The 22,002-nt window shown below is 73.5% G+C and carries 23 protein-coding genes; 9 read left to right on the plus strand and 14 right to left on the minus strand.

Features of this window, described 5'->3' with window-relative positions; genetic code table 11:
• Nucleotides 1-6: 6 nt before the first annotated feature.
• Nucleotides 7-1,335, minus strand: a complete 1,329-nt coding sequence (gene hemL / locus ACZ5GH_RS15990; protein WP_387753017.1) for a glutamate-1-semialdehyde 2,1-aminomutase — start codon at nucleotides 1,333-1,335, stop codon at nucleotides 7-9.
• Between the two features lie 440 nt (nucleotides 1,336-1,775).
• Between hemL and ACZ5GH_RS15995 the strand changes: the two genes are divergently transcribed.
• The gene (locus tag ACZ5GH_RS15995) at nucleotides 1,776-2,258 is read left to right on the plus strand and encodes a hypothetical protein (RefSeq protein ID WP_121174810.1); all 483 of its coding nucleotides are present in this window, start codon (nucleotides 1,776-1,778) and stop codon (nucleotides 2,256-2,258) included.
• A 57-nt stretch (nucleotides 2,259-2,315) separates the two neighbouring features.
• On the opposite strand, the gene ACZ5GH_RS16000 is transcribed toward ACZ5GH_RS15995, so the two are convergent.
• From ACZ5GH_RS16000 to ACZ5GH_RS16020, 5 genes are all read right to left on the minus strand, one after another.
• Nucleotides 2,316-3,758: a DHA2 family efflux MFS transporter permease subunit gene (locus ACZ5GH_RS16000; protein ID WP_464334540.1), complete on the minus strand. Its 1,443-nt coding sequence runs from the start codon at nucleotides 3,756-3,758 to the stop codon at nucleotides 2,316-2,318.
• A gap of 136 nt (nucleotides 3,759-3,894) precedes the next feature.
• Nucleotides 3,895-4,386, minus strand: a complete 492-nt coding sequence (locus tag ACZ5GH_RS16005; RefSeq protein ID WP_464334541.1) for a MarR family winged helix-turn-helix transcriptional regulator — start codon at nucleotides 4,384-4,386, stop codon at nucleotides 3,895-3,897.
• Between the two features lie 62 nt (nucleotides 4,387-4,448).
• A complete protein-coding gene (locus tag ACZ5GH_RS16010; protein ID WP_387753008.1) occupies nucleotides 4,449-5,723 on the minus strand; it encodes a glycosyltransferase family 39 protein in 1,275 nt (424 codons plus the stop codon).
• Between the two features lie 185 nt (nucleotides 5,724-5,908).
• Complete coding sequence (locus tag ACZ5GH_RS16015) at nucleotides 5,909-7,582, minus strand: RICIN domain-containing protein (RefSeq protein WP_464334542.1); 1,674 nt, start codon at nucleotides 7,580-7,582, stop codon at nucleotides 5,909-5,911.
• Between the two features lie 245 nt (nucleotides 7,583-7,827).
• Nucleotides 7,828-8,067 (minus strand): chaplin, encoded by a 240-nt coding sequence (locus ACZ5GH_RS16020; RefSeq protein WP_464334543.1) that lies wholly within the window; start codon nucleotides 8,065-8,067, stop codon nucleotides 7,828-7,830.
• A gap of 493 nt (nucleotides 8,068-8,560) precedes the next feature.
• Between ACZ5GH_RS16020 and ACZ5GH_RS16025 the strand changes: the two genes are divergently transcribed.
• From ACZ5GH_RS16025 to ACZ5GH_RS16035, 3 genes are all read left to right on the plus strand, one after another.
• On the plus strand, nucleotides 8,561-8,803 hold the full coding sequence (locus tag ACZ5GH_RS16025) for a chaplin (protein WP_387753000.1): 243 nt from the start codon (nucleotides 8,561-8,563) through the stop codon (nucleotides 8,801-8,803).
• 107 nt (nucleotides 8,804-8,910) lie between these two features.
• Nucleotides 8,911-9,183: a chaplin gene (locus ACZ5GH_RS16030; RefSeq protein WP_387752998.1), complete on the plus strand. Its 273-nt coding sequence runs from the start codon at nucleotides 8,911-8,913 to the stop codon at nucleotides 9,181-9,183.
• Between the two features lie 113 nt (nucleotides 9,184-9,296).
• On the plus strand, nucleotides 9,297-9,674 hold the full coding sequence (locus ACZ5GH_RS16035; RefSeq protein ID WP_387753207.1) for a hypothetical protein: 378 nt from the start codon (nucleotides 9,297-9,299) through the stop codon (nucleotides 9,672-9,674).
• A 66-nt stretch (nucleotides 9,675-9,740) separates the two neighbouring features.
• Here ACZ5GH_RS16035 and ACZ5GH_RS16040 read toward each other — a convergent pair whose 3' ends face one another.
• Nucleotides 9,741-10,406, minus strand: coding sequence for a hypothetical protein (locus tag ACZ5GH_RS16040; RefSeq protein ID WP_387752996.1), 666 nt, complete (start codon nucleotides 10,404-10,406; stop codon nucleotides 9,741-9,743).
• Nucleotides 10,407-10,705: 299 nt separating this feature from the next.
• Between ACZ5GH_RS16040 and ACZ5GH_RS16045 the strand changes: the two genes are divergently transcribed.
• The 3 genes from ACZ5GH_RS16045 to ACZ5GH_RS16055 all read left to right on the plus strand — a co-directional run bounded on the left by ACZ5GH_RS16045 (nucleotide 10,706) and on the right by ACZ5GH_RS16055 (nucleotide 11,959).
• On the plus strand, nucleotides 10,706-11,050 hold the full coding sequence (locus ACZ5GH_RS16045; RefSeq protein ID WP_359902775.1) for a rodlet layer protein: 345 nt from the start codon (nucleotides 10,706-10,708) through the stop codon (nucleotides 11,048-11,050).
• A gap of 84 nt (nucleotides 11,051-11,134) precedes the next feature.
• Nucleotides 11,135-11,479 carry a rodlet layer protein gene (locus ACZ5GH_RS16050; RefSeq protein ID WP_387752993.1) on the plus strand — a complete coding sequence of 115 codons (345 nt, stop codon included), beginning with the start codon at nucleotides 11,135-11,137 and terminating at the stop codon, nucleotides 11,477-11,479.
• A 210-nt stretch (nucleotides 11,480-11,689) separates the two neighbouring features.
• Complete coding sequence (locus tag ACZ5GH_RS16055; protein WP_464334544.1) at nucleotides 11,690-11,959, plus strand: hypothetical protein; 270 nt, start codon at nucleotides 11,690-11,692, stop codon at nucleotides 11,957-11,959.
• 66 nt (nucleotides 11,960-12,025) lie between these two features.
• Here the strand turns inward: ACZ5GH_RS16055 and hemB are convergent, their stop codons facing one another.
• The 7 genes from hemB to ACZ5GH_RS16090 all read right to left on the minus strand — a co-directional run bounded on the left by hemB (nucleotide 12,026) and on the right by ACZ5GH_RS16090 (nucleotide 19,351).
• Nucleotides 12,026-13,006: a porphobilinogen synthase gene (hemB, locus tag ACZ5GH_RS16060; RefSeq protein ID WP_464334545.1), complete on the minus strand. Its 981-nt coding sequence runs from the start codon at nucleotides 13,004-13,006 to the stop codon at nucleotides 12,026-12,028.
• A gap of 68 nt (nucleotides 13,007-13,074) precedes the next feature.
• A complete protein-coding gene (locus ACZ5GH_RS16065) occupies nucleotides 13,075-14,724 on the minus strand; it encodes a bifunctional uroporphyrinogen-III C-methyltransferase/uroporphyrinogen-III synthase (protein WP_387752985.1) in 1,650 nt (549 codons plus the stop codon).
• The gene (hemC, locus tag ACZ5GH_RS16070) at nucleotides 14,721-15,728 is read right to left on the minus strand and encodes a hydroxymethylbilane synthase (protein WP_464334546.1); all 1,008 of its coding nucleotides are present in this window, start codon (nucleotides 15,726-15,728) and stop codon (nucleotides 14,721-14,723) included. Before hemC ends, ACZ5GH_RS16065 begins: the two co-directional genes overlap by 4 nt.
• Nucleotides 15,729-15,769: 41 nt before the next feature.
• Nucleotides 15,770-17,110: a glutamyl-tRNA reductase gene (locus tag ACZ5GH_RS16075; protein WP_464334547.1), complete on the minus strand. Its 1,341-nt coding sequence runs from the start codon at nucleotides 17,108-17,110 to the stop codon at nucleotides 15,770-15,772.
• A gap of 25 nt (nucleotides 17,111-17,135) precedes the next feature.
• A complete protein-coding gene (locus ACZ5GH_RS16080) occupies nucleotides 17,136-18,038 on the minus strand; it encodes a redox-sensing transcriptional repressor Rex (RefSeq protein WP_464334548.1) in 903 nt (300 codons plus the stop codon).
• Nucleotides 18,039-18,139: 101 nt separating this feature from the next.
• A complete protein-coding gene (locus ACZ5GH_RS16085; RefSeq protein ID WP_387752973.1) occupies nucleotides 18,140-18,886 on the minus strand; it encodes a 3'-5' exonuclease in 747 nt (248 codons plus the stop codon).
• Nucleotides 18,887-19,057: 171 nt separating this feature from the next.
• Nucleotides 19,058-19,351, minus strand: a complete 294-nt coding sequence (locus tag ACZ5GH_RS16090; protein WP_387752971.1) for a glutaredoxin family protein — start codon at nucleotides 19,349-19,351, stop codon at nucleotides 19,058-19,060.
• A gap of 103 nt (nucleotides 19,352-19,454) precedes the next feature.
• On the opposite strand from ACZ5GH_RS16090, the gene ACZ5GH_RS16095 reads away from it, so the two are divergent.
• Both ACZ5GH_RS16095 and ACZ5GH_RS16100 read left to right on the plus strand, forming a co-directional pair.
• Nucleotides 19,455-20,483, plus strand: coding sequence for an HAD family hydrolase (locus ACZ5GH_RS16095; protein ID WP_387752968.1), 1,029 nt, complete (start codon nucleotides 19,455-19,457; stop codon nucleotides 20,481-20,483).
• 579 nt (nucleotides 20,484-21,062) lie between these two features.
• The gene (locus ACZ5GH_RS16100) at nucleotides 21,063-21,884 is read left to right on the plus strand and encodes an ECF subfamily RNA polymerase sigma factor, BldN family (protein ID WP_387753204.1); all 822 of its coding nucleotides are present in this window, start codon (nucleotides 21,063-21,065) and stop codon (nucleotides 21,882-21,884) included.
• Nucleotides 21,885-22,002: the final 118 nt, after the last annotated feature.

Here is a 22,002-nt window from a genome sequence, read left to right on the forward strand (position 1 = left end):
GGCGGGTCAGGCCGTGGCGGCGGCAGCGGCGCGCGCGGCGGCCGGCAGGGCGGCGGCGATCCGCTCGATCGCCCGCTCGTCGTGGGACGCCGAGACGAACCAGGACTCGAAGGCGGACGGCGGCAGGTAGACGCCCTCGGCCAGCATCGCGTGGAAGAAGGCGGTGAAACGGTACGCCTCCTGGGTCCTGGCCTCGTCGTAGTCGGTGACCGGGGCCTCGGTGAAGAACACCGAGAACATGTTCCCGGCGGTCTGCAGCCGGTGCGTCACGCCCTCCTTGGCGAGCGCGTCGGTGACCAGGCCGGAGATCTCGGCGGCGACCTTGTCCACCGTCGCGTACACCTCGTCGGTGCAGCCGCGCAGCTGGGCCAGGCCGGCCGCGGTGGCGACCGGGTTCCCGGACAGGGTGCCCGCCTGGTAGACCGGGCCGGCCGGGGCCAGGTGCGCCATCACGTCGGCGCGGCCGCCGAAGGCCGCGGCCGGGAAGCCGCCGCCCATGACCTTGCCGAAGGTCAGCAGGTCCGGCGCCCAGCCCTCGTTCGCCGCCTCCAGGCCGTACCAGCCGGCCTTGGAGACGCGGAAGCCGGTCATCACCTCGTCGGAGATGAACAGCGCGCCGTTCTCCCGGCAGAGCCGGGCCAGGCCGCCGTTGAAGCCGGGCAGCGGCGGGACGACGCCCATGTTGCCGGGCGAGGCCTCGGTGATCACGCAGGCGATCTCGCCCGGGTGGGCGGCGAAGGCCCGCTCGACGGCGGCCAGGTCGTTGTACGGCAGCACGATGGTGTCGCCGGCCTGGGCGCCGGTGACGCCCGGGGTGTCCGGCAGGCCGAAGGTGGCCACGCCGGAACCGGCGGCGGCCAGCAGCGCGTCCACGTGGCCGTGGTAGCAGCCGGCGAACTTGACCACCTTCGCCCGGCCGGTGAACCCGCGGGCCAGCCGGATCGCGGACATGGTGGCCTCGGTGCCGGAGGAGACCAGGCGGACCTGCTCGACCGGGGCGACCCGGGAGACGATCTCCTCGGCCAGCTCGACCTCGCCCTCGCCGGGGGTGCCGAAGGAGGTGCCGTTGGAGACGGCCCGCTGGACGGCCTCGATCACCGGGGGGTGCGCGTGGCCGAGGATCATCGGCCCCCACGAGCACACCAGGTCGACGTACTCGCGGCCGTCGGCGTCGGTGAGGTAGGGGCCGGTGCCGGACACCATGAAGCGCGGCGTGCCGCCGACCGCGCGGAAGGCGCGCACCGGGGAGTTCACGCCGCCGGGCGTCACCACGGAGGCGCGGTCGAACAGCGACTGGGACTGGGGGGCTTCGTAGGGGTAGCTCACAAAAGACATGGTCTCAAATCGTGTCCTCGCGCTCTGCATGTCCGACCCGATCATCTGGAACGATGATCCGGGCACCGTTGTCTGTACGGTTGTCCGTACAGCAGGGGCCGCTGACTGCACCGGACCGGGGACCAGTCAGACTGTGTACACAGAGTGCGCAGGCGCTCCGGTCTGTGTGCAGGGGTGTGGAGAGGACTGCCGCGTACCGCGAATGGGTACGGCGGCGCATGACGGGTAAGGAGCACGTCCGGTGGGACGCCGGACGTGCGGGGGTCTGTCGATTCCGGCGAATTCCGGTGAGGATGGTCCGAGTGTCCGAGGCGCAGGACGGCTACGACGAGGCCGCGGGGGGCTCCCGCCGGCCCACCGAGGCCGCACGCGGGGGTACGGGAGCGGGTACGGGCCGTGGTCGTCGCGGCGGTGAGAGGCGGGGTGAGGGACGCGTGGGGGTGACCTACAAGTACTTCGGCGCCCCGGACCGCGCGACCGCCGCCAGGGTCCCCACCGCCCTCGGCCCGGGGGGGCTCGGCCTGGACGCCGGCGAGCTCGGCTCGCTGGGGCGGCTCGGCGACCTGATGGAGACCAGCGGCTCCCCCACCGGCCACCTCTCCACCAAGATCAAACCGGAGACGATGAGCGCCATGGTGCTCACCGGCATCCAGGGCGTCCCGCTGCACCAGGTGCCGCCGCTGGAACTGGTCGTGCTGCACCCCGACTACGCCGTCGTCCAGCTCCCCCACAACGTCGTCGAGCCGCTGCGCAAGGCCGACGAGACCGAGCTCGGCGCCGCCGCCTTCATCTGGTCCACCGTGCCGGACCGGCGCGGGCCGCGGGACGCGTTCGTGATCTACAGCATGCTGCACGAGTGGCAGGACTTCGCCAACCGGCTGCACGACGCCGGGCACCAGCTGTACTGCCTGGTCTGGCCGTGACGCCCGCCGCCCCGACTCCGCCGAACGCGGGCCGGGGTGGGGCTGGTTGACGGTTCGTCAGTCCTGGCGACCGGCGGGCCGCAGTACGGTGGCGGCGAGCAGCAGAGCCGTCGCCAGCAGGCCCGCGGCCACCGCGAAGGCGAGCCGGAAGCCGTCCGCGAGCGCCTCGGTGGCGGGCTGCCCGGCGGCCGAGAGGGCCGCGGTGCGGCCGTCGGCGAGGGTGGTGAGGACGGCGACCCCGAGCGCGCCGCCGATCTGCTGGGTGGTGTTGAAGAGCCCGGAGGCGGTGCCCGCGTCGGCCGGTCCGGCGCCCGACATGCCGAGCACGGCGAGGGTGGAGAGCACCAGGCCGCCACCGCCGATCAGCAGCATGGTCGGCAGCAGGTGCACGGCGTAGTCGGCGTCGGCGGGCAGCCGGGTGAGCAGGCCGAGCGCGCCGACCAGCAGGGCGAGGCCGGCGAGCAGGACGCGGCGCTCGCCGAAGCGCGCGCTCAGCCGGGCGGAGAGCAGCAGGGACACCGCGCCGATGGCGACGGCGGCCGGAAGCATCGCGAGGCCGGTGGCGGCGGCCCCGTAACCGAGCACGTTCTGCATGTGGAGGGCGACCAGGATCTGGAACCCGAACATCCCGGAGATGGTCAGGACCTGGACGAGGTTGGCGCCGGAGACGCTGCGCGAGCGGAACATCCGCAGGGGCAGCAGCGGGTGGGCGGCCCGCCCCTCGTGCCGCAGGAAGGCGGCCAGCATGGCGACGGCGAGGGCGCCCAGGCCGAGGGTGCGGACGGAGCTCCAGCCGTGCTCGCCGGTGCCGACGATGGTGTAGACGCCGAGCATCAGGGCGGCGGTGATCAGCACGGCGCCGGGGGCGTCGGCGCCGGCCCGCAGGCCGGGGCCGCGCTCGGGCTCCAGCACCCGGAGGGCGAGCAGCGCGGCGGCGATGCCGAGCGGCAGGTTGATCAGGAAGATCCAGTGCCAGTCGAGGGCTTCGGTGAGGACGCCGCCGAGCACCTGGCCGATGGAGGCGCCGGCCGCGCCGACGAAGCTGAACGCGCCGATCGCGCGGCCGCGTTCGCGCGGTTCGGGGAAGAGCGTGACGATCATGCCGAGGCTGACCGAGGAGGCCAGCGCGCCGCCGACGCCCTGGAGGAAGCGGGCGCCGATCAGCAGCCCGGGGCTGGTGGCGACGGCGCAGAGCAGCGAGGCGGCGGTGAAGACGGCGAGCCCGGCGACGAACACCCGCTTGCGGCCGATCAGGTCGCCGAGCCGGCCGGCCAGCAGGAGCAGGCCGCCGAAGGCGATCAGGTAGGCGTTGACCGTCCAGGTCAGTCCGGACGGCGAGAAGCCGAGGTCCTGCTGGATGGCGGGCAGGGCCACGGTGACGATCGAGCCGTCCAGGATGATCATCAGCATTCCCGCGCAGAGCACCACGAGGGCGAGGGTGCGGGAGCGGGCGGGGGCTGCGGAAGCCGGCCTGGTGGCGGCCGGGGCGTGCGTGGTCATGGCGGTTCTCCCGGTTCGTCGAGTACCGGGTAGGACGCTATCAGATTGTTTTGTTCGGGACTATCTATCTCGGGAGTACATGCGCGGCGGACGGTCCGGGCTCTCGGGTACGGCGGGTGGAGCCCCCGGCTCGCCCTCAGCCCCGGGAACGGCGGGCCCGGCGGACGGTGCGCTCGACCTCGACCGGCTCCGCGAGATGGCCGTCCACCAGGTGCGTCAGGGCGGAGACGAACACCTCGCGCTCGGGCCGCGGCAGCGACTCCAGCAGCTCGCGGTGCACCCGGTCGGCGATCGCGGTGCCCTGCACCACGGCCCGCGCGCCCGCCTCGGTGACCGAGACGATCCGGGCCCGCCGGTCGGTCGCGGACGGACGGCGCTCGGCCAGGCCCGCCTTCTCCAGCTCGTCGACGGTGACCACCATGGTCGTCTTGTCCAGGTCCGTCAGCTCGGCCAGCTGGATCTGGGTGCGCTCGGCCTCCTGGGCGTGGAACAGCACGCAGTAGGCGCGCGGGGTGATCCCGAGCTCGGTGAAGGCGGCCGCCATCCGGGTGGCCAGCACGTGGCTCGCGTGGTCCATCAGCCCGGAGATGTCGCGGATCTGGCGCGCGGGCGGCGGGGGCGTCGTCATACGTCCGAGGTTAGCAACGGCCCGTCTGCTGCCGGATGATCCCGTAGCCAACCAACAGCGGTCTACGGGATGCCCAACTCGAACAGCGCATAGCCCGCGTACCAGCCCGCCGCGAGGACCGGCGTCGCCAGCAGCCCGGCCAGCGAGGAGGTCCGCACCCGGCGCAGCGCCACCGCCAGGCCGATGCAGAGCGGGAAGGCGGGCAGCAGGTAGCGCGAGATGTTGCCGAAGATCTGGTTGGTGCTCAGCGCGGTGAAGAGGGTGAGCCCGGTGTAGACCCACAGCACCAGCGGCGGCCGGGTGCGCCAGAGCAGCACCAGCAGCCCGGGCAGGGCGATCAGCAGGACGATCGCGATCAGGTCCGGGACGGGGTTGGCCTGCCAGTAGACCCAGTGGCCGGCGAGCACGTCCCTGATCGTGCGCACGGTGGACACGCCGCCGTCGAAGTAGCGGTTCCAGGCGCCCTGCTGGAGCTTGAAGTAGCCGGTCCAGTCGCCCATCTTCCAGCCGACCCAGGCCACGTAGCCGAGCAGGCCCCAGGGGGTGACCAGCATCGCGGTCAGCGGACGGGCCACCCCGTCGGTGCGGCGGACCAGCGCGACCAGCGCGGCGATCGAGACGGCGGCGATCAGTACGGCGGCGGTCGGCCGGTTGAGGCCCGCCACCAGCGTCAGCAGGCCGGCCGCGATCCAGCGACGGGTCATCACGCAGTAGCAGGCCCAGGCGGACAGCGCGACGAACAGCGAGTCCGAGTAGACCGCCCACTCCACGCCGGAGCCCGGGAACAGCCCCCAGAGCACCGCCGCGATCACGCCCGCCCGGAAGCCGCCGAGCCGCTCGGCGATCGCGAAGATCCCCGCCGCGGCGACCAGCGAGGCCAGCACCGAGACGACCATCCCGGAGCCGTACGTACCGAGCCCGGTGACCGCGCCGACCAGCCGCATCAGCCAGGGGTAGAGCGGGAAGAAGGCGGCCGAGTTCTCGTAGTAGGTGGCCAGCGGGAAGCCGTGCAGCGGGATCAGCTGCGGGTCGTACCCGTCCTCGGCGATCCGCTGGTACCAGACGCCGTCCCAGGTGCCCAGGACGTCCCACGGGGTGGCGGCGCCACCGCGGCCCGGCTGCTTCGTCAGGTAGTCGCCGGTGTGCGAGAGCAGCAGCAGGAAGACGGTCATGCCGATCGCCTTCACCACCGCGTACGCGCCCAGCGCGGGCGCGAAGCGGTCCACCAGCGCCCCGAACCGCCGGGGCACGCGGCCCGTGCGCTCCTCGGGGGCCTCCACCGGCGCCGCCGCTCCGGGCTGGGTGCTGGACGACTCGGTGCTCGATGCCGTGCTCATCTGGTCTGGACTCCCCGCCCCGCTCGTGGTCCCGCGCGGCTCCGGCGCAACGATTTTCCCGTGAGCCTACGGCACGCCCCCGAACCGAGGCCCCCTGGCGCCCCTGGACCCCCGCCCGGGGTGCCCGGGGACGCGGCCGTCGCCGCCCGGTCGGGCGGCGACGGCCCGGGGTGGTGCGGGGTGGATCAGCCGTGGACGTAGACGATGCCCAGCTTGGTGAGCTGCCAGAGCTGGTTGGCGGCGCCGGTGTCGGCGGCGAGTTCGACGTACGGGTTGCCCTTGGCGTCGAGGGTGCTGCCGGCGGCCAGGACCTTGGTCTGGTCCTGGGAGTCGGCGATCTTGTAGCGGCCGCCGCCGGCCGGCTTGAACACCCAGTGCTGGTTGCCGCCGCCGTTGCAGCGCCACTGCTGGATCCGGGTGCCGGGGGCGGTGGAGGCCGCGTCGGCGTCCAGGCACATGTCCCGGTTGCCGCTGAAGTCGAGCTCGTAGCTGCCGCCGGCCTTGGCCTCCAGGACGAAGGACTGGTTGAGGCCGCCACCGGCCGGATAGGTGATCGCGGGCCGGCCGTTGGTGGAGTCGCCGTAGCTGCCGCCGCCGGCGAGGTCGAGCACGTTGCCGCCGGCCGCGTTGGTCAGCTGGTACCAGGAGCCGTCCTCGGGGACGTCGCCGAACGGCTGTCCGGGAGAGAGCGGCTGGATCGAGGTGGTGTTCTGCTGGTTGAGCGTGCAGTACGCCTGCGCCAGCTCGGGCCGGGCGTAGAACTGGCCGAGGCAGACGCCCTCGCCGCGGTAGCCGGCCACCCGCAGGTGGTACGACTGGCGGACCATGTTCATGCACAGCCCCGGGATGCCGATCTGCGAGTCGCAGCCGTTGCGCACCCACTCGGCGAGGTTGATGACGTCCCCGTTGGTGTACTCGTACGGGGAGCTCGTCCACTCCGCGCAGACCTCGTGCCCGAAGGCGACCCGCCGCTGGTCCAGGTACCGGACGCCGGGCACCTGCTCGGCCGCGCCGCGCAGCGCGTCGCTGAGGGTCGGCACCACCCAGTTGTGGCCCCAGGCGAGGTCCTCGGGGAACGCCGGGCAGCCGTCGGCGACCTTGCCGAGGTAGTCGTTGCGCCGGATGTCCGGGGTGATCGGGTTGAAGTACGACTGGTAGACCAGCTGGTACGAGGAGTCGGCGTAGCCGGCCCTGCGCATGGTCTGGCGGATGTTCTGGAGCGCCGCGACCACCTTGGGCTGGACGCCCTTGGCCCGCCGGCGGATCTCGTCGCTGCCGATGGTGTCCCGGCAGCCCTGGTCCTTGGGGATCGGGAAGTACTGCGCGAGGCAGTGCATCATGATGCCGCTGAAGTCGAAGTCGTCGTTGGCGCCGATGGTGACGACGACCATCTTGACGTCGTACTTCGCCGCCGTGTCGGCCAGTTTGACGTCCTGCTTGGGCTCGCCGAAGTCGCCGCTGCCGGGGCCGGTGATCTTCGCCAGTTCCGGATCGCTGACCAGGTCGCCGGTCTGGGCGCCGGAGCAGGCGAGGTCGATCGGGGTGACCCCGGGGATGTCGGTGACGAAGATCTCCGACTTGGGGTGGCGGTGGCAGTAGTTGGTGGGGCTGTCCGTCTCCGGGAAGTAGCCGTCGTTGGTGTCGGTGCCGGCGCCCTCCCCGGAGATGGCGCTGTCGCCGAGGGCGACGATCGCGGCCGGACGGGCGGCCGCGGGCGCGGCCGGGGCGGGGTCGGCCAGCGCGGCGGGGGCGCCGGCCAGGCCCAGGGTGGCGAGGAGGGCTCCGGTGGCGAGCAGTGCGGCGCACCGGGGCGCACCCGTACGCGTCCGCCGCGCCGCCGACAGAGGGGACCTGATCACACGCGACTCCTTGCGGGGTGGGTGGACCGCCCTGGCGGGGCCGCCGAGCGGCGCGGAGCAAGAGAGGAGCAGGAAAGGTGAGCAGGTCTCGCATTCTAGGAACTGACAAGTAACACAACAAGGCTCGTGACACCTGGAGAACTGACGGTCCGGCGCATTCCGGGCACAGCGGAGAGCCGCCGCCCCGCGCCCCAGGAGGGAAGCGCGGAACGGCGGCTCTCACCGGCCGAACCGGGGGTGCGGACTCAGCCCGCGTTGAGGCACTTGTTGCCGAACGCCGGGTTCAGCAGACCGATGATGTCGATGGTGTTGCCGCACACGTTGACCGGCACGTGCACCGGGATCTGGATCTGGTTGCCCGAGATGACACCGGGGGAACCGGCGGCAACGCCCTGGGCGCCGGAGCTGGCCATCGCGGTGCCGGCACCGGTGGCCACGATGCCCACCACGGCCGCGCCGACGGCGGCGGTCTTCTTGATGCTCATGTGAGCCTCCTGACTGTTCGACAGATGTGCACGGGGAGTGCGACATCTAGAACGAGACCCCACCGGCCCGGTTGCGACGGTCCCCGCACTGTCACCCGTCCGGCGCAACGGCGCCGGGAGACCGGGCATTCGGGTGATCGGAGGGTCGGACCGTTTCCCCGCGCGCGGTGCCTCGTTCTCCCTGACGGAACCCGGTCTCCACGGCCCCCACGCAGCGGGCCTCCCGTACCCGGTGTCCGGCAACCCGTGCCGGAACACCGACCGGAATTCCACCCGGTCACGCCTTCGTCAGGCTTTTCCCGGCCGTGCGGGAATCGCTTCGAAAGGCGCCGTGACCCGGCTGCCGCGGTCGCGCCCGAGCCATGGGCGGAACACGCCGATGTGCGCCGACCGAGTGACAATCACGGCAATCCCTGAAGTCATCGGGTGAGTATTCGTGCTCGCCCGGCTTCCCGACATCTCGCTTCCGTCGGGCAGAAATCGGAGGAATGACATGCGTAACTTCAAGAAGGCCGCCGCCCTGTCGCTGGCCGCCAGCGGCCTGGTGCTCGGTGCCGCCGGTGGCGCGTTCGCCAGCGCCGGCGCCGAGGGTGTCGCCGCCGGCTCCCCGGGCGTGCTCTCCGGCAACCAGATCCAGGTGCCGATCCACATCCCGATCAACCTGTGCGGCAACACCATCGACATCATCGCCCTGCTGAACCCGGCGTTCGGCAACACCTGCGTCAACGCCGGCTGAACCCGCGGTCGCCGCACCGGCGACAGCTGGTTCACCGAGCCCGTGCCACGCCCCGCGACGCCGGGGCGGCACGCTCAACCCGTGTGTGATCGAGGAGATCAACCCCCATGCAGAACATGAAGAAGGCCGCCGTCCTGTCCGCCGCCGCTGCCGGCCTGGTGCTGGGCGCGGCGGGCTCCGCCGCCGCCAGCGCGGGCGCCGAGGGCGTGGCCGCCAACTCCCCCGGTGTCGTCTCCGGCAACCAGCTCCAGGTGCCGATCCACATCCCGATCAACCTGTGCGGCAACACGATCAACATCGTCGGCCTGCTGAACCCGGCGTTCGGCAACACCTGCGCCAACGTGGAGGCCCCGCCGCAGCACGAAGACGACGACTGCTGATCCCCGATCGGCACGCGATCCGGCCGTCCTGCCCCCCGACCAGTCGGCCGGGGGGCAGTTCGGCGTATCCGGACAGCCGTCCGGGACCCCCGATCCTCCGAAGGGTGATCACGATGCTTTCCAAGAAGAGCGCGGCCGGCCTGGCCGCCGCCGTGGGTGCCGCGGTGCTGCTCGGCGCCGGTTCGGCGCAGGCCGCCACCGCCCCGGGCGAGGCCCCGGCCGGCCCGGCCACGCTCACCAAGACCGACCTCGGCCAGGCGCTGGGCGGGACGACCACCGGCCTCGGCTACGGCATCGCGCCGATCAAGAGCCTGCGGCTGGACCCGTGGGCGAACTCCTCGGCCGACTTCCTCAACAACGGCGCGGCCCTCCAGCCGGACCAGGGCCTGCCCGCGGTCGGCACCGGGACGCTGACCGGCCCGCTGAGCGCCGGCGGCGGCGTCAAGGACCTCCCGGTGGTCGGCGGGCTGACCGGCCTGCTGCCGGGCTGAGCGCCCGGGAGCGCGAGAGCCCGGCATCCCGCCGCGCGGGTGCCGGGCTCTCGCGCCGGACGGGCCTCAGAGCCGGGTGAGGTCGGTCAGGCCGGTCTGCCCCACCACGGTGGTGGTCGTCGTGGTGGCGGTGTCGGCCAGGGCGCCCGCCGTGTCGGTCAGGGAGAGCCGGCTGTCATCGCCGCCGAGGCTGGCCTTCGCCCCGGGGATCACCTGCACCGCGCCGGTGACCAGGTGCGGGTCGATCTCGTCCACCTTCAGCCGGCCGCCGGCGAGCTGGCCGGCGCCGTCCTGGGCGAGCGCGAGCGGCTTGCCGAGGGTGAGCCCGGGGGTCCGGGCGTTCAGCGGCGCGGCCGGGGCGTCCAGCAGCACCTCGCCGAGGTCGGCGCTCCGGTCGACCAGCGGGAGCGGCAGGTCGGCCTTGGCGCTCGGGCCGACCTTGCCGGTGGCCAGCTGCGGGAGGATCTGCTCCGGGAGCAGCGCGCCGTCGGAGCTGGTGGTCCGGCCGGGCACCGGCGGCATCACCAGCGAGGTCGGGATGCCGGCCGTGAGGCGGCTGCCCAGCGGGGCGAGCGGGATGTCCGCCGGGACCTGCTGGGTGGCCAGCGCGTCCTCCAGTGCGCCGACCTGATCGAGACCGGTCGGGGCGGCGGCGGAGGCCGACCCCTGGGAGGCGAGCACGCCGGCACCGACCGCCAGCAGCATCGCGCCGGCCCGCTTGGAGAACTTCATGCTATTCACCGTTCTGCTGTCCGAACTGGATCACGGGGGAAGGGCTGCGGGGGCCGCAGCCGGAAAGCAGTCTGCTCAACGAGTGACCGGGACCACGGAATGCGGCGGTTAACCGATTCGGGCTAATAATCCGATCGGAATCCCTTCGCCGCCGTGTCTGCGGGACTCTTTTCAAAAATCCCCGTAACCTTCCGTGCCGTCGTTCTTTGATCTGGACGTCAGTGACTGCAGACCGGGTCTGAGCGTTCTCAGCGTTGTACGCACGGAATCCAAAGAGCATTTCAGAGAGGGATCTCGCCATGATCCAGAAGTCCTTCGCCGCCGCCGGCCTGGCCGTCGCCGCGCTGGCCGGTGCCGCCGCGCCCGCCTCCGCCATCGGTGACGCGGACGGCGCCGCCGCCTCCATCGAAGGCAACGGCGGCACCAACTTCACGGGCACGGTCGGGAACAACAGCCCGAACTTCCACTTCCTGGACAACCCGAACATCTGCCTGCCGGAGATCCACAACATCGCCGTCGGCGTGCTCGGCGTGGCCGTCCCGGTCGAGGTCCCGATCGCCAACAACGGCGGCAGGCAGTACTGCACCGTCGGCCAGGGCACCCAGAGCCAGGGCGACGGCGGCGTGTCCCACCTGATCGGCTGATCGGTCGCCGCTCCGTTCGTCCTGCACCACCGTTCGATCCACCTTCGAATCGCTCCCCGATTCACCCCGAGAGGAAAACCGGAAATGATCAAGAAGACCCTCGCCGCCGCCGGCCTGGCCGCCGCCGCCCTCGCGATGTCCGCGGGCTCGGCCTCCGCCATCGTCGACTCGGACGGCGCCGCCACCTCCGTCCAGGGCAACGGCGGCACCAACCACACCGGCACCACCGGCAACGGCAGCCCGAACAGCCACGTTCTGGACAACCCGAACATCTGCCTGCCGGAGATCCACAACATCGCCGTCGCCGTCATCGGCGTCGCGGTGCCGGTCGAGGTTCCGGTCCTGAACAACCAGCCGAAGCAGATCTGCAACGTCGGCCAGAACACCCAGTCCACCGGCGACGCGGGCATCTCGCACCTGATCGGCTGATCGAGGGGCCTGGCACGGACGGAGGGCCCGGGGAGGAACACCTCCCCGGGCCCTCCGGGCTTCGCGGACGAGAGTGTCCGTCCGGACCGCGGCGCGGTCCGGACGGGTGAGCGGCGGCCCGGCCCGGCGCGTGGGGTGCCGGACCGGGCCGCCGGATGTGATCACGTGTCAGAGCGCCCGCGGGGGCGCTCCCAGAGAGAGGGCAGTTCCATGAAGAACAAGCTGGCCAAGGCCGCGCTGACCGCCGTCGCCGCGCTGGCGCTCGCGGGTGGCGCCACCCCGGCCTTCGCCCACGTCGGCCTGATCGGCGGCGGCGAGTTCGTCGCCTCGGCCGACGAGCCGTTCCTGGCCGGCGGGGGCTTCGGCGTCGCCCACGCCGGCGACGTCGCCGCCGGTGGCTTCGGCGGCGGCGCCGCGACCTCCACCGACCTGGTCGGCGGCGGCGCGGGCTTCGCGCACGCCGGGGGCGTGGGCATCTAGCAGGAACCCGGAAGGCCGGGCCGCTCCCCTGGGGGACCGGCCCGGCCTTCCGCCGTGCGGCGCCCGCTACTCGAGCATCGCGGCGGCTTCCAGGGCCCAGTAGGTGAGGATCTGCTCGGCGCCCGCGCGGCGGATGGAGGTGAGCGTCTCCATGATCATCCGCTCCCGGTCGATCCAGCCGTTCGCGGCGGCCGCCTCGACCATCGCGTACTCGCCGGACACCTGGTACGCGGAGACCGGCACCGAGGAGGCGTCGGCGACCTGGCGCAGGATGTCCAGGTAGGCCATGGCGGGCTTCACCATCACCATGTCCGCGCCCTCGGCGAGGTCCTGCGCCAGCTCGCGCAGCGACTCCCGGGCGTTGGCCGGGTCCTGCTGGTAGGTCTTGCGGTCGCCCTTGAGCGAGGAGCCGACGGCCTCGCGGAACGGGCCGTAGAAGGCCGAGGCGTACTTGGCGGTGTAGGCGAGGATGCCCACGTCCTGGTGCCCGGCCTCGTCCAGCGCCCGCCGGACCACGCCGATCTGGCCGTCCATCATGCCGGACGGGCCGACCAGGTGGACGCCGGCGTCGGCCTGCACCCGGGCCATCTCGGCGTAGCGCTCCAGGGTGGCGTCGTTGTCGACGCTGCCGTCGGCGGCCAGCACGCCGCAGTGGCCGTGGTCGGTGTACTCGTCCAGGCAGAGGTCCGACATGACCACCAGGGAGTCGCCGACCTCGGAGACCACGTCCCGGATCGCCTGCTGGAGGATGCCGTCCGGGTTGGTGCCCTCGCTGCCGACGGCGTCCTGCACCTGCGGGACGCCGAACAGCATGAGGCCGCCCAGGCCCGCCTCGGCCGCCTCCACCGCGGCCTTGCGCAGGGTGTCCCGGGTGTGCTGGACCACGCCCGGCATCGACGTCACCGGGACGGGCTCGCTGACGCCCTCGCGGACGAACAGCGGCAGGATCAGCTCCGCCGGGTGCAGCCGGGTCTCGGCCACCAGGCGGCGCATCGCCGGGCTCTGCCGCAGCCGGCGGGGGCGTACGTACGGGAATTCAGCGGTCACGGCTTCTCTCTCCGAACGGTTGTGCAGTGCCGGGGGCGACGGTCGGCCGCCCCCGGCCGTGAGGGGTGTCAGCGGGCCTTGCGGCGCGAGCCGGGACGGCGCTCGCTGGGCCGGTAGACCGGCTCGCCGGCGGCCGTCGCGGTGTCGCGGCGCTTGGCCCCGAAGTCTGCCAGCGCCTGGGCCAGCGCGGCCGCCGACGGCGCCGGGGCCATCACGTCGACCCGCAGGCCGTGCTCCTCGGCGGTCTTGGCGGTGGCCGGGCCGATGCAGGCGATGACCGTCACGTTGTGCGGCTTGCCCGCGATGCCGACCAGGTTCCGGACGGTCGAGGACGAGGTGAACAGCACCGCGTCGAAGCCGCCGCCCTTGATCGCCTCGCGGGTCTCGGCCGGCGGCGGCGAGGCGCGCACCGTCCGGTACGCCGTCACGTCGTCGACCTCCCAGCCCAGCTCGACCAGGCCGGCCACCAGGGTCTCGGTGGCGATGTCGGCGCGCGGCAGCAGCACCCGGTCGATCGGGTCGAAGACCGGGTCGTACGGCGGCCAGTCCTCCAGCAGCCCGGCCGCGGACTGCTCGCCGGAGGGCACCAGGTCCGGCTTCACGCCGAAGTCCACCAGGGCCTGCGCGGTGGTCTCGCCGACCGCCGCGACCTTGATCCCGGCGAACGCGCGGGCGTCCAGGCCGTACTCCTCGAACTTCTCCCGGACGGCGCGCACCGCGTTCACCGAGGTGAAGGCGATCCACTCGTAGCGGCCGGTGACCAGGCCCTTGATGGCCCGCTCCATCTGCTGCGGGGTGCGCGGCGGCTCGACCGCGATGGTCGGCACCTCCTGCGGCACCGCGCCGTACGAGCGCAGCTGCTCGGACAGGCCGGTGGCCTGCTCCTTGGTGCGCGGCACGAGGACGTTCCAGCCGAACAGCGGCTTGGTCTCGAACCACGAGTGCGAGGCCCGGTGGGCGACCTGCTCGCCGACCACGGCTATCACCGAGGTGGCCGGGTCGACCGGCGCGGAGACCGGCGACGGCAGCACCCGGGCGGCCTTCAGGTCGGCCGCGATGCCGGACAGGGTGGAGGTGAAGGTCCGCTGGCGGGTGGTGGTGCCGGAGAGCGTGGCGCTCAGCGCCGACTCCGGCTTGCGGCCGCCGGCGACCAGCGCGGCGGCGGTGGCGGGCAGCTGGCCCAGCGTGGTGCGGACCACCAGGGTGGTCTCCGGCACGCCCAGGTCCACCGGGCCGCCGGCCAGCAGCGCGGCGCCGTCCACGAACCGCACGTCGGTGCCGGAGCCGGCCCGCAGCGGGACGCCCGCGTACGCCGGGACGCCGACCGACTGGGCGACGCCCGGGATCACCTCGAACGGGATCCCGTCGCCCGCGCAGCGGAGCATCTCCTCGGCGGCGCAGCCGTCCAGCCCGGGGTCGCCGTCGACGGTGCGGACCACGTGCTTGCCGGAGCGGACGGCCTCGGCGACCAGCTTGGCCAGGTCGAAGTCGGCGCCCTCGGCGGCCGGGGCGTGCACCTGCACGCCGGCCGGGCAGTGGCTGCGCACGGCGGCGGCGGTCAGCGGGTCGGTGACCAGCACGTCGGCGGTGGACAGCACCTCGACCGCGCGCAGGGTCAGCAGGCCCGGGTCCCCGGGGCCCGCGCCCAGGAAGGTGCACCGTCCGGTGGCGGGCTGTCCCGCCGGGAACAGGGCGTCGGTGGCGGTGGTGGGGCTCATCGGGCTCGCTCCCCCATCAGGGTGGCCGCGCCCCCGGCGAGCAGCCGGTCAGCCAGCGCGCGGCCGAGGGCCGCCGCCTGCTGCTCGGCGGACTCGTCGAGGACGATCGGACCGTTGGCGGACATCTTCAGCAGGGCGGTTCCGTCGGGGTCGCCGACCACGCCGTCCAGCCGCAGTTCGTTCTCCCGGCCCCAGGTGGCCAGCGCGGCCACCGGCGCCGAGCAGCCGGCCTCCAGGGTGGCCAGCAGGGCGCGCTCGGCGGCCACGGCGACCCGGGTGGGGGCGTGGTCCAGGGCCGCGAGCGCGGCGGTCAGGTCCGTGTCGGCGCTGGTGCACTCGATCGCGAGCGCGCCCTGGCCGGGGGCCGGGACCATCACCTCGGTGCCGAGGTGCTCGGATATCTCGGCGCTGCGGCCGAGCCGGTTCAGGCCGGCCGTCGCCAGCACCACCGCGTCCAGCTCGCCGCCGGTCACGAAGCCGATCCGGGTGTCCACGTTGCCGCGGATCGCGACGGTCTCCAGCTGGGCGCCGCGGGCGGTGGCCCAGGCGTTCAGCTGCGCCATCCGGCGGGGCGAGCCGGTGCCGATCCGGGCCGGCCGGCCGGCCCCGGCCAGCTTCTCCACCAGCTCCTCCAGGCCCAGGCCCTCGACCGCGACCAGGGCGTCCCGGACGTCCTCGCGCTCGGGGACGGCGGCCAGCGCCAGGCCCGCGGGGGCGGCGGTGGGCAGGTCCTTGAGCGAGTGCACGGCGAAGTCGATCCGGCCCTCCAGCAGCGCGTCGCGCAGCGCGGAGACGAACACCCCGGTGCCGCCGATCTGCGCCAGCGACTCCCGGGAGGTGTCTCCGTAGGTGGTGATCTCGACCAGCTCGACGGGGCGCCCGGTGACCCTGGTCACCTCGCGGGCCACCATGCCCGACTGCGCCATGGCGAGGGCGCTGCGCCGGGTGCCGAGCCGCAGGGCCGTGGTGGCCGCGGGCTGCTCCGTGATCGGTTGACCATTCATGAGGTGATCGTCCCGGTGGTACTCGTGGGATGGCTGACGGTTCATCTGGGGCCCCCGGCCGAGGGCTGGGGCGCGCCGCCGACGGGCGTGCCCGACACGGCGTGCACGGCCGCCGGGTCGAGGTCGAACAGTTCGCGCAGTGCCTCCGCGTAGGAGGCGCCGCCGGGCTCGGCGGCCAGCTGCTTCACCCGGACGGTCGGGGCGTGCAGCAGCTTGTCGACGACGCGGCGGACGGTCTGGGTGATCTCGGCGCGCGAGCGCTCGTCCAGGTCCGGCAGCCGGGACTCCAGCCGGCCGAGCTCGGCGGCGACCACGTCGGAGGCCATCGAGCGCAGCGCGACCACGGTCGGCGCGATCCGGGCGGCCCGCTGGGCGGCGCCGAAGGCGGTCACCTCGTCGGAGACGATCCGGGTGACCTGGTCGACGTCGCCGGCGCCGGGGCTGGCGGCGTGCGCGTGGGAGAGGCTCTCCAGGTCGACCAGCAGGGCGCCGGGCAGCTCGTGCACGGCGTGGTCGACGTCGCGCGGCATGGCCAGGTCGAGCAGGGCGAGCGGCTCGGCGGACCGGCGGGAGGCGACCGCGGCGGCCACGTCCTCGGCCTTGACCACCACGCCGGCCGCGCCGGTGCAGGAGATCACCAGGTCCACCTCGGCGAGCGCCTCCGGCACCTTGCCGAGGTCCAGGACCCGGGCCACGTCCGGGCCGAGGATCTCGACCAGCCGCTCGGCGCGGGCCGGGGTCCGGTTGGCGATCAGCAGGTCGGTCACGCCGGAGCGGACCAGGGTGGCGGCGGCCAGCGAGCTCATCGAGCCGGCCCCGACCACCAGCGCGCGCTTGCCGGCGATCTCGCCCGCGCCCGCCGCGACCTGCTCCAGGCCGAAGGTGACCAGCGACTGGCCGGCCTTGTCGATGCCGGTCTCGCTGTGCGCCCGCTTGCCGACCCGCAGCGCCTGCTGGAACAGCTCGTTCAGGCCGCGCCCGGCGGTGTGCTCCTCCTGGGCCTTGGCCAGCGCGTCGCGCAGCTGGCCGAGGATCTGGCCCTCGCCGACGACCATCGAGTCCAGGCCGCAGGCCACCGAGAAGAGGTGGTGGACGGCGCGGTCCTCGTAGTGGACGTACAGGTGGGAGGTCAGTTCCTCCAGGTCCACCCCGCTGTGGTGGGCCAGCAGCAGCGACAGCTCGGCGACGCCGGCGTGGAACTTGTCCACGTCCGCGTACAGCTCGATCCGGTTGCAGGTGTTCAGCAGCGCGGCCTCGCCGACGGTGGCGGTGGCGGCCGCGTCGTGCAGCAGCCGGGTCGGCACGTCACCGGTCAGCGCCGCGCGTTCCAGCACCCCGACCGGGGCCGTGCGATGGCTCAGCCCTACGACGAGAAGGCTCATGCCCGCCCCCCACAGCTCTCGGTGTTCATGCGGGCATCACCGCGGAGAGATCCCCGTCGCCGCCCTTGGCGGACTTTCCCTTGGCCTGCTCGGCCTGGTCCTTGGCCGCCGACTCGACGGCGCCCCGGCCCTTGCCGGTGCCGCCGGCCGCGCGGCGCAGCTTGGCGGCGGCCGCCCGGACCGGACCGGGGGCGCGGTCCAGCACCGACTCGGCGCGGTCGTCCGGCTCCTCGCCGGCCTTGCGCTGCTCGTGGAAGGCCAGGATCTGGAGCTCGATGGAGAGGTCCACCTTGCGCACGTCCACGCCGTCCGGGACGGTCAGCACGGTCGGGGCGAAGTTCAGGATGCTGGTGACGCCGGCCTCGACCAGCCGGTCGCACACCTGCTGGGCGGCGCCGGGCGGGGTGGTGATCACACCGATGGAGACGTGCTGGCTCTCGACGATCGACTCCAGCTCGTCCATGTGCCGCACCGGCAGTCCGGCCGCGGTGGAACCGACCACGTTGGGGTCGGCGTCCAACAGGGCGGCGACCCGGAAGCCGCGGGAGGCGAACCCGCCGTAGTTGGCGAGCGCGTGGCCGAGGTTCCCGATCCCGACGATGACGACCGGCCAGTCCTGGGTCAGGCCGAGCTCGCGGGAGATCTGGTAGACGAGGTACTCGACGTCGTAGCCGACACCGCGGGTGCCGTACGAACCGAGGTAGGAGAAGTCCTTGCGCAGCTTGGCCGAGTTCACGCCGGCCGCGGCGGCCAGCTCCTCGGAGGAGACGGTCGGCACCGAGCGCTCGGAGAGCGCGGTGAGGGCCCGCAGATAGAGGGGCAGGCGGGCGACCGTCGCCTCCGGGATGCCCCGGGCACGCGAGGGTCGGCGCGTGGCGCCCTGGTCGGGCGTCTGCGAACTGCTCTGTGGTGATCGGCCGATTGCCACGGTGCTCCTGTGGGTGAAGCTGGGCTTTGACAGCCAGGCTATGCGTTTGTGAACGTGTGCACAAAGATGGTGTCCGTTTTGTCCCGGCACAGTGATGCGCATCACGCCGTCGAACCCATAGCACCGGACGGGGTCAGTACCACCTCCGGGGCCTGGGAACCGGGCAGCCAGGGGCCGTACGGAGCCTCCCGGCGCAGCAGCGGGACGGCGGCGCCGGACGGGCGGGAGCGGGCCCGGCCCAGCCGGGGCCAGGGCACCCGGGCGGCCTCCCGCAGCGGGCCGGTCCAGTCGTCCGGCGGGCAGGACGGGGCGTCCAGGCAGTGCCGCAGCAGCTCGGCGGTCACCCGGGCGTCGCCCAGCGCGGTGTGCGCCGGGTACCAGCCCAGGCCCGCCGCCTCCACGCAGGCCGCCAGGCCGTGGCCGCGGGCCTCCGGCAGGTGGGCGCGGGCCAGCCGCATCGTGCACAGCAGCGGGACCGGGGGCAGCGGCACCCCGATCCGGGCGAACTCGCGGTCCAGGAAGGCGTGGTCGCAGCTGACGTGGTGACCGACCAGCACCCGGCCGGCCAGCAGCTCCAGCAGCCGCGGGGCGATCTCGCGGAAGCGCGGGGCGCCCTCGACGTCGCACTGGCGTATCCGGTGCACGTGGGTCGGGCCGACCGGGCCCAGCGGATCCAGCAGGGTGGCGAACTCCCCCTCGGGGCGGAGCCGCTCGTCCAGCAGCACCACCGCGACCTCGACCACCCGGTGCCGCCACGGACTGCGGCCGGTCGCCTCCACGTCCACCACGGCGAAGCCGCCGGTCCCCTCCGGGGCTCGGGGCGTCGCGGGGGTCGGGCCGGGAAGCATGGCGCACTCCTCGTGTGCTCAGCCCCCCATGGGCGCAAACGCGTTCGATCGTAAGCCGACCAACCCGCACCGCCCCAAGCCGGAACGGAGTGTCTTTGGCAACGATTCGGCGAACCGCCCCCGCCGATCGGCGGGGGGCGGCGCACGGCCGGACACCCGGTCAGGACCGGCTCAGCCGCCGAGGGCGGTGCGCAGCCGGCGCTCGTCGACCCGCCAGAAGTCGTGCTGGCGGCCGTCGACCAGGGTGACCGGGATCTGCTCCCAGTAGCGGCGGTACAGCTCCTCGTCCTGGGTGATGTCCCGCTCCTCGAAGGACGCCCCCAGGTCGCCCGTCACCCGGAGGATCACCTCGCGGGCCTCGTCGCACAGGTGGCAGCCGGGCTTGCCGACCAGGGTCACGGTCCGGTCCGCGGGCTTGGGGCTCTTACGTCGCAGCAGTGGGCTCACCGCCCCATTCTCCGCCATCGCACCCGCCCGCCCCGGGCCCCCGGCACCCGGTGGAGCTGTTCACCCCGCGGGCACGGCTCCGTCACGGTCGCCGCGCACCCGGCTGGCTATCCTCGATGACATGGCCGTGCTCAGAAGGCTCACCCAGGCAAGGCGTTCCAGCAGCGAGCGGAGCGCCCTGGCCGGCGAAGCCGCGGCCGAGGCCGCCGAGGCCGCGCTGCGGGCCGAGCCCGGGCCGGTCCCCGCCGCCGAGCCGGAGGACGCCGCCGAGGACGCCCCGGCCGCCGACGCACCGGCCGCGGACGCACCGGCCGCGGCCAGGCCCGGCAAGGCCCCCAAGGCCCCGGCCGAGAACCACACCCCGGACCCGGACGACCCCCGCGCCGCCGCCTTCTTCGACTGCGACAACACCATCCTGCGCGGCGCCGCGATCTTCTACCTCGGCGTCGGCCTCTACCGCCGCGGCTTCCTCACCCGCCGCGACATCGCCCGCTTCGCCTGGCAGCAGGCCTGGTTCCGGCTGCACGGCGCCGAGGACCCGGAGCACATCTCGGACGCCAAGCAGTCCGCCCTCGGCATCGTGGCCGGAAAGCCCACCGCCGACCTGGAGGCGATCTGCGAGGAGATCTTCGAGATCGTGGTGGCGGACAAGATCTGGCCGGGCACCCGCGCCCTGGTCCAGATGCACCTGGACGCCGGCCAGCGGGTCTGGCTGGTCACCGCCGCCCCGCTGGAGGTGGCCCGGATCATCGCCCGGCGGCTCGGCATGACCGGCGCGCTGGGCACCGTCGCCGAGGCCCGGGACGGCCGGTACACCGGCCGGCTGGTCGGCGACCTGCTGCACGGCCCGGCCAAGGCCGCCGCCGTCCGCGCGCTGGCCCGGCGCGAGCGCCTCGACCTCGACCGCTGCGCCGCCTACAGCGACTCGGCCAACGACATCCCGATGCTCTCGCTGGTCGGCCACCCGTACGTGGTGAACCCGGACGGCGCGCTGCGGCGCCACGCCCGGGCCCAGGGCTGGCGGGTGCGGGACTTCCGGACCGGGCGCAAGGCGGCCCGGGTGGGGCTGCCGGCGGCGGCCGCGGTCGGCGTGCTGGCCGGCGCGGCGGCGGCCGGAGTGGCGCTGAACCGGCGCCGCCGCCGCGCCTGAACCTCCCGCGCCGGGCGGTCGGACGGCTCCGAAGGGCGCCCGGAGGCCGTCCGGAGGCCGTCCGGGCGGGCTCGCCCCGAAGGGTGAGTCCGCGTCAACAAGGCCTCTGACCTGGCCCCTCTTACGGGCGAACTCCCCCGCTCCGCACGGAAGTCCGGGCCATCTGTGCGAACTTGTCGCCCAGTGACCGGTTCTGATCGTTCGCCAGGCCGGGAAAGTCAGGGGTTGCCGGGCCCCAAGGCTGGGAAACCGCCCCTCAGGCCGCCGAATTGGTCACCCTGGGCACCCGTTCGATCACGTTGAGCCGGATGAACGATGACAGCTCCGGTCAGTGTCAGCCGAATATGCACAACAAATGGATCCCAAACGACCACTTCGACCACACGGTGTAGCTGTCATTGCACAAAGCGTTATTCTCTCCTGGATGCACGTCACGACGCGTCCCGCTCGAACGGACGCTTCGGCGAGTGCTCTCCGCGCAGGCGGAGGTGATCCGTCCACAGTTCTGCCTCTGGGAGTCCCGTGTACCCACCCGTCCGGAACGACGCGCCTGCACCCTCCCGCCCGTCGTCCGCGCCCCTGCGCCCCCGCACCGGCCTCCGCGGCCGGCCGACCGCCGAGCGGCAGATCTCCACCGGCCTGGACCTGTTGCGCACGCTGCTCCGCAGCCAGCTCCCCGCCTCCCCCCAACTCGCGCCGGCCGGAGGATCGTTCGGCCAGCCGCAACCGCTCGGACCGGCGCTGCGCACCACCGCCGCCGGCTCGGCCGGCACCGGCTCGCGCGGCCGCACCGGCAGCACCGGCACCGGCCGGGGCCGCACCCGGACCGCGCCCAGCCCCGGCTACGAGTCCGAGCACAACCCGATCATGGAGCTGGTCGAGCGGGCCCAGGCCGGCGAGAGCGAGGCCTTCGGCCGGCTCTACGACCACTACGCGGACACCGTCTACCGCTACATCTACTACCGGGTCGGCAGCCGGGCCACCGCCGAGGACCTCACCAGCGAGACCTTCCTGCGCGCTCTGCGCCGGATCGGCACCTTCACCTGGCAGGGCCGGGACTTCGGCGCCTGGCTGGTCACCATCGCCCGCAACCTGGTCGCCGACCACTTCAAGTCCAGCCGCTTCCGGCTGGAGGTCACCACCGGCGAGATGCTCGACTCCAACGAGTGCGAGCGCAGCCCGGAGGAGTCGGTGCTGGAGTCGCTCTCCAACGCGGCCCTGCTGGAGGCGGTGCGCCGGCTCAACCCCCAGCAGCAGGAGTGCGTCACCCTGCGCTTCCTGCAGGGGCTCTCGGTGGCCGAGACGGCCCGGATCATGGGCAAGAACGAGGGCGCCATCAAGACCCTCCAGTACCGCGCCGTCCGCACCCTGGCCCGGCTGCTCCCGCCCGACGCGCGATGAGCCGGGCCGACGACGGCGCCGGTTGCATACGCCCCGGTGCCATACGCCCCGGCGGCCCGTCACCGTTCGCGCCCGGCCGACACGTCAGGGTGAACGGACGGTCCGATGATCAGCCGTG

Source organism: Kitasatospora sp. Xyl93 (assembly GCF_055383135.1).

Coding starts and splice junctions, on each gene's coding strand:
- ACZ5GH_RS16030 (WP_387752998.1), top strand. CDS start 8,911: ATGCAGAACATGAAGAAGGCCGCCGTCCTGTCCGCCGCCGCTGCCGGC.
- ACZ5GH_RS16075 (WP_464334547.1), bottom strand. CDS start 17,110: ATGAGCCTTCTCGTCGTAGGGCTGAGCCATCGCACGGCCCCGGTCGGG.
- ACZ5GH_RS16020 (WP_464334543.1), bottom strand. CDS start 8,067: ATGAGCATCAAGAAGACCGCCGCCGTCGGCGCGGCCGTGGTGGGCATC.
- ACZ5GH_RS16010 (WP_387753008.1), bottom strand. CDS start 5,723: ATGAGCACGGCATCGAGCACCGAGTCGTCCAGCACCCAGCCCGGAGCG.
- ACZ5GH_RS16000 (WP_464334540.1), bottom strand. CDS start 3,758: ATGACCACGCACGCCCCGGCCGCCACCAGGCCGGCTTCCGCAGCCCCC.
- ACZ5GH_RS16045 (WP_359902775.1), top strand. CDS start 10,706: ATGATCCAGAAGTCCTTCGCCGCCGCCGGCCTGGCCGTCGCCGCGCTG.
- ACZ5GH_RS16040 (WP_387752996.1), bottom strand. CDS start 10,406: ATGAAGTTCTCCAAGCGGGCCGGCGCGATGCTGCTGGCGGTCGGTGCC.
- ACZ5GH_RS16005 (WP_464334541.1), bottom strand. CDS start 4,386: ATGACGACGCCCCCGCCGCCCGCGCGCCAGATCCGCGACATCTCCGGG.
- ACZ5GH_RS16035 (WP_387753207.1), top strand. CDS start 9,297: ATGCTTTCCAAGAAGAGCGCGGCCGGCCTGGCCGCCGCCGTGGGTGCC.
- ACZ5GH_RS16050 (WP_387752993.1), top strand. CDS start 11,135: ATGATCAAGAAGACCCTCGCCGCCGCCGGCCTGGCCGCCGCCGCCCTC.
- ACZ5GH_RS16055 (WP_464334544.1), top strand. CDS start 11,690: ATGAAGAACAAGCTGGCCAAGGCCGCGCTGACCGCCGTCGCCGCGCTG.
- ACZ5GH_RS16025 (WP_387753000.1), top strand. CDS start 8,561: ATGCGTAACTTCAAGAAGGCCGCCGCCCTGTCGCTGGCCGCCAGCGGC.
- hemC (WP_464334546.1), bottom strand. CDS start 15,728: ATGAATGGTCAACCGATCACGGAGCAGCCCGCGGCCACCACGGCCCTG.
- ACZ5GH_RS16095 (WP_387752968.1), top strand. CDS start 19,455: ATGGCCGTGCTCAGAAGGCTCACCCAGGCAAGGCGTTCCAGCAGCGAG.
- ACZ5GH_RS16090 (WP_387752971.1), bottom strand. CDS start 19,351: ATGGCGGAGAATGGGGCGGTGAGCCCACTGCTGCGACGTAAGAGCCCC.
- ACZ5GH_RS16085 (WP_387752973.1), bottom strand. CDS start 18,886: ATGCTTCCCGGCCCGACCCCCGCGACGCCCCGAGCCCCGGAGGGGACC.
- hemL (WP_387753017.1), bottom strand. CDS start 1,335: ATGTCTTTTGTGAGCTACCCCTACGAAGCCCCCCAGTCCCAGTCGCTG.
- ACZ5GH_RS16065 (WP_387752985.1), bottom strand. CDS start 14,724: ATGAGCCCCACCACCGCCACCGACGCCCTGTTCCCGGCGGGACAGCCC.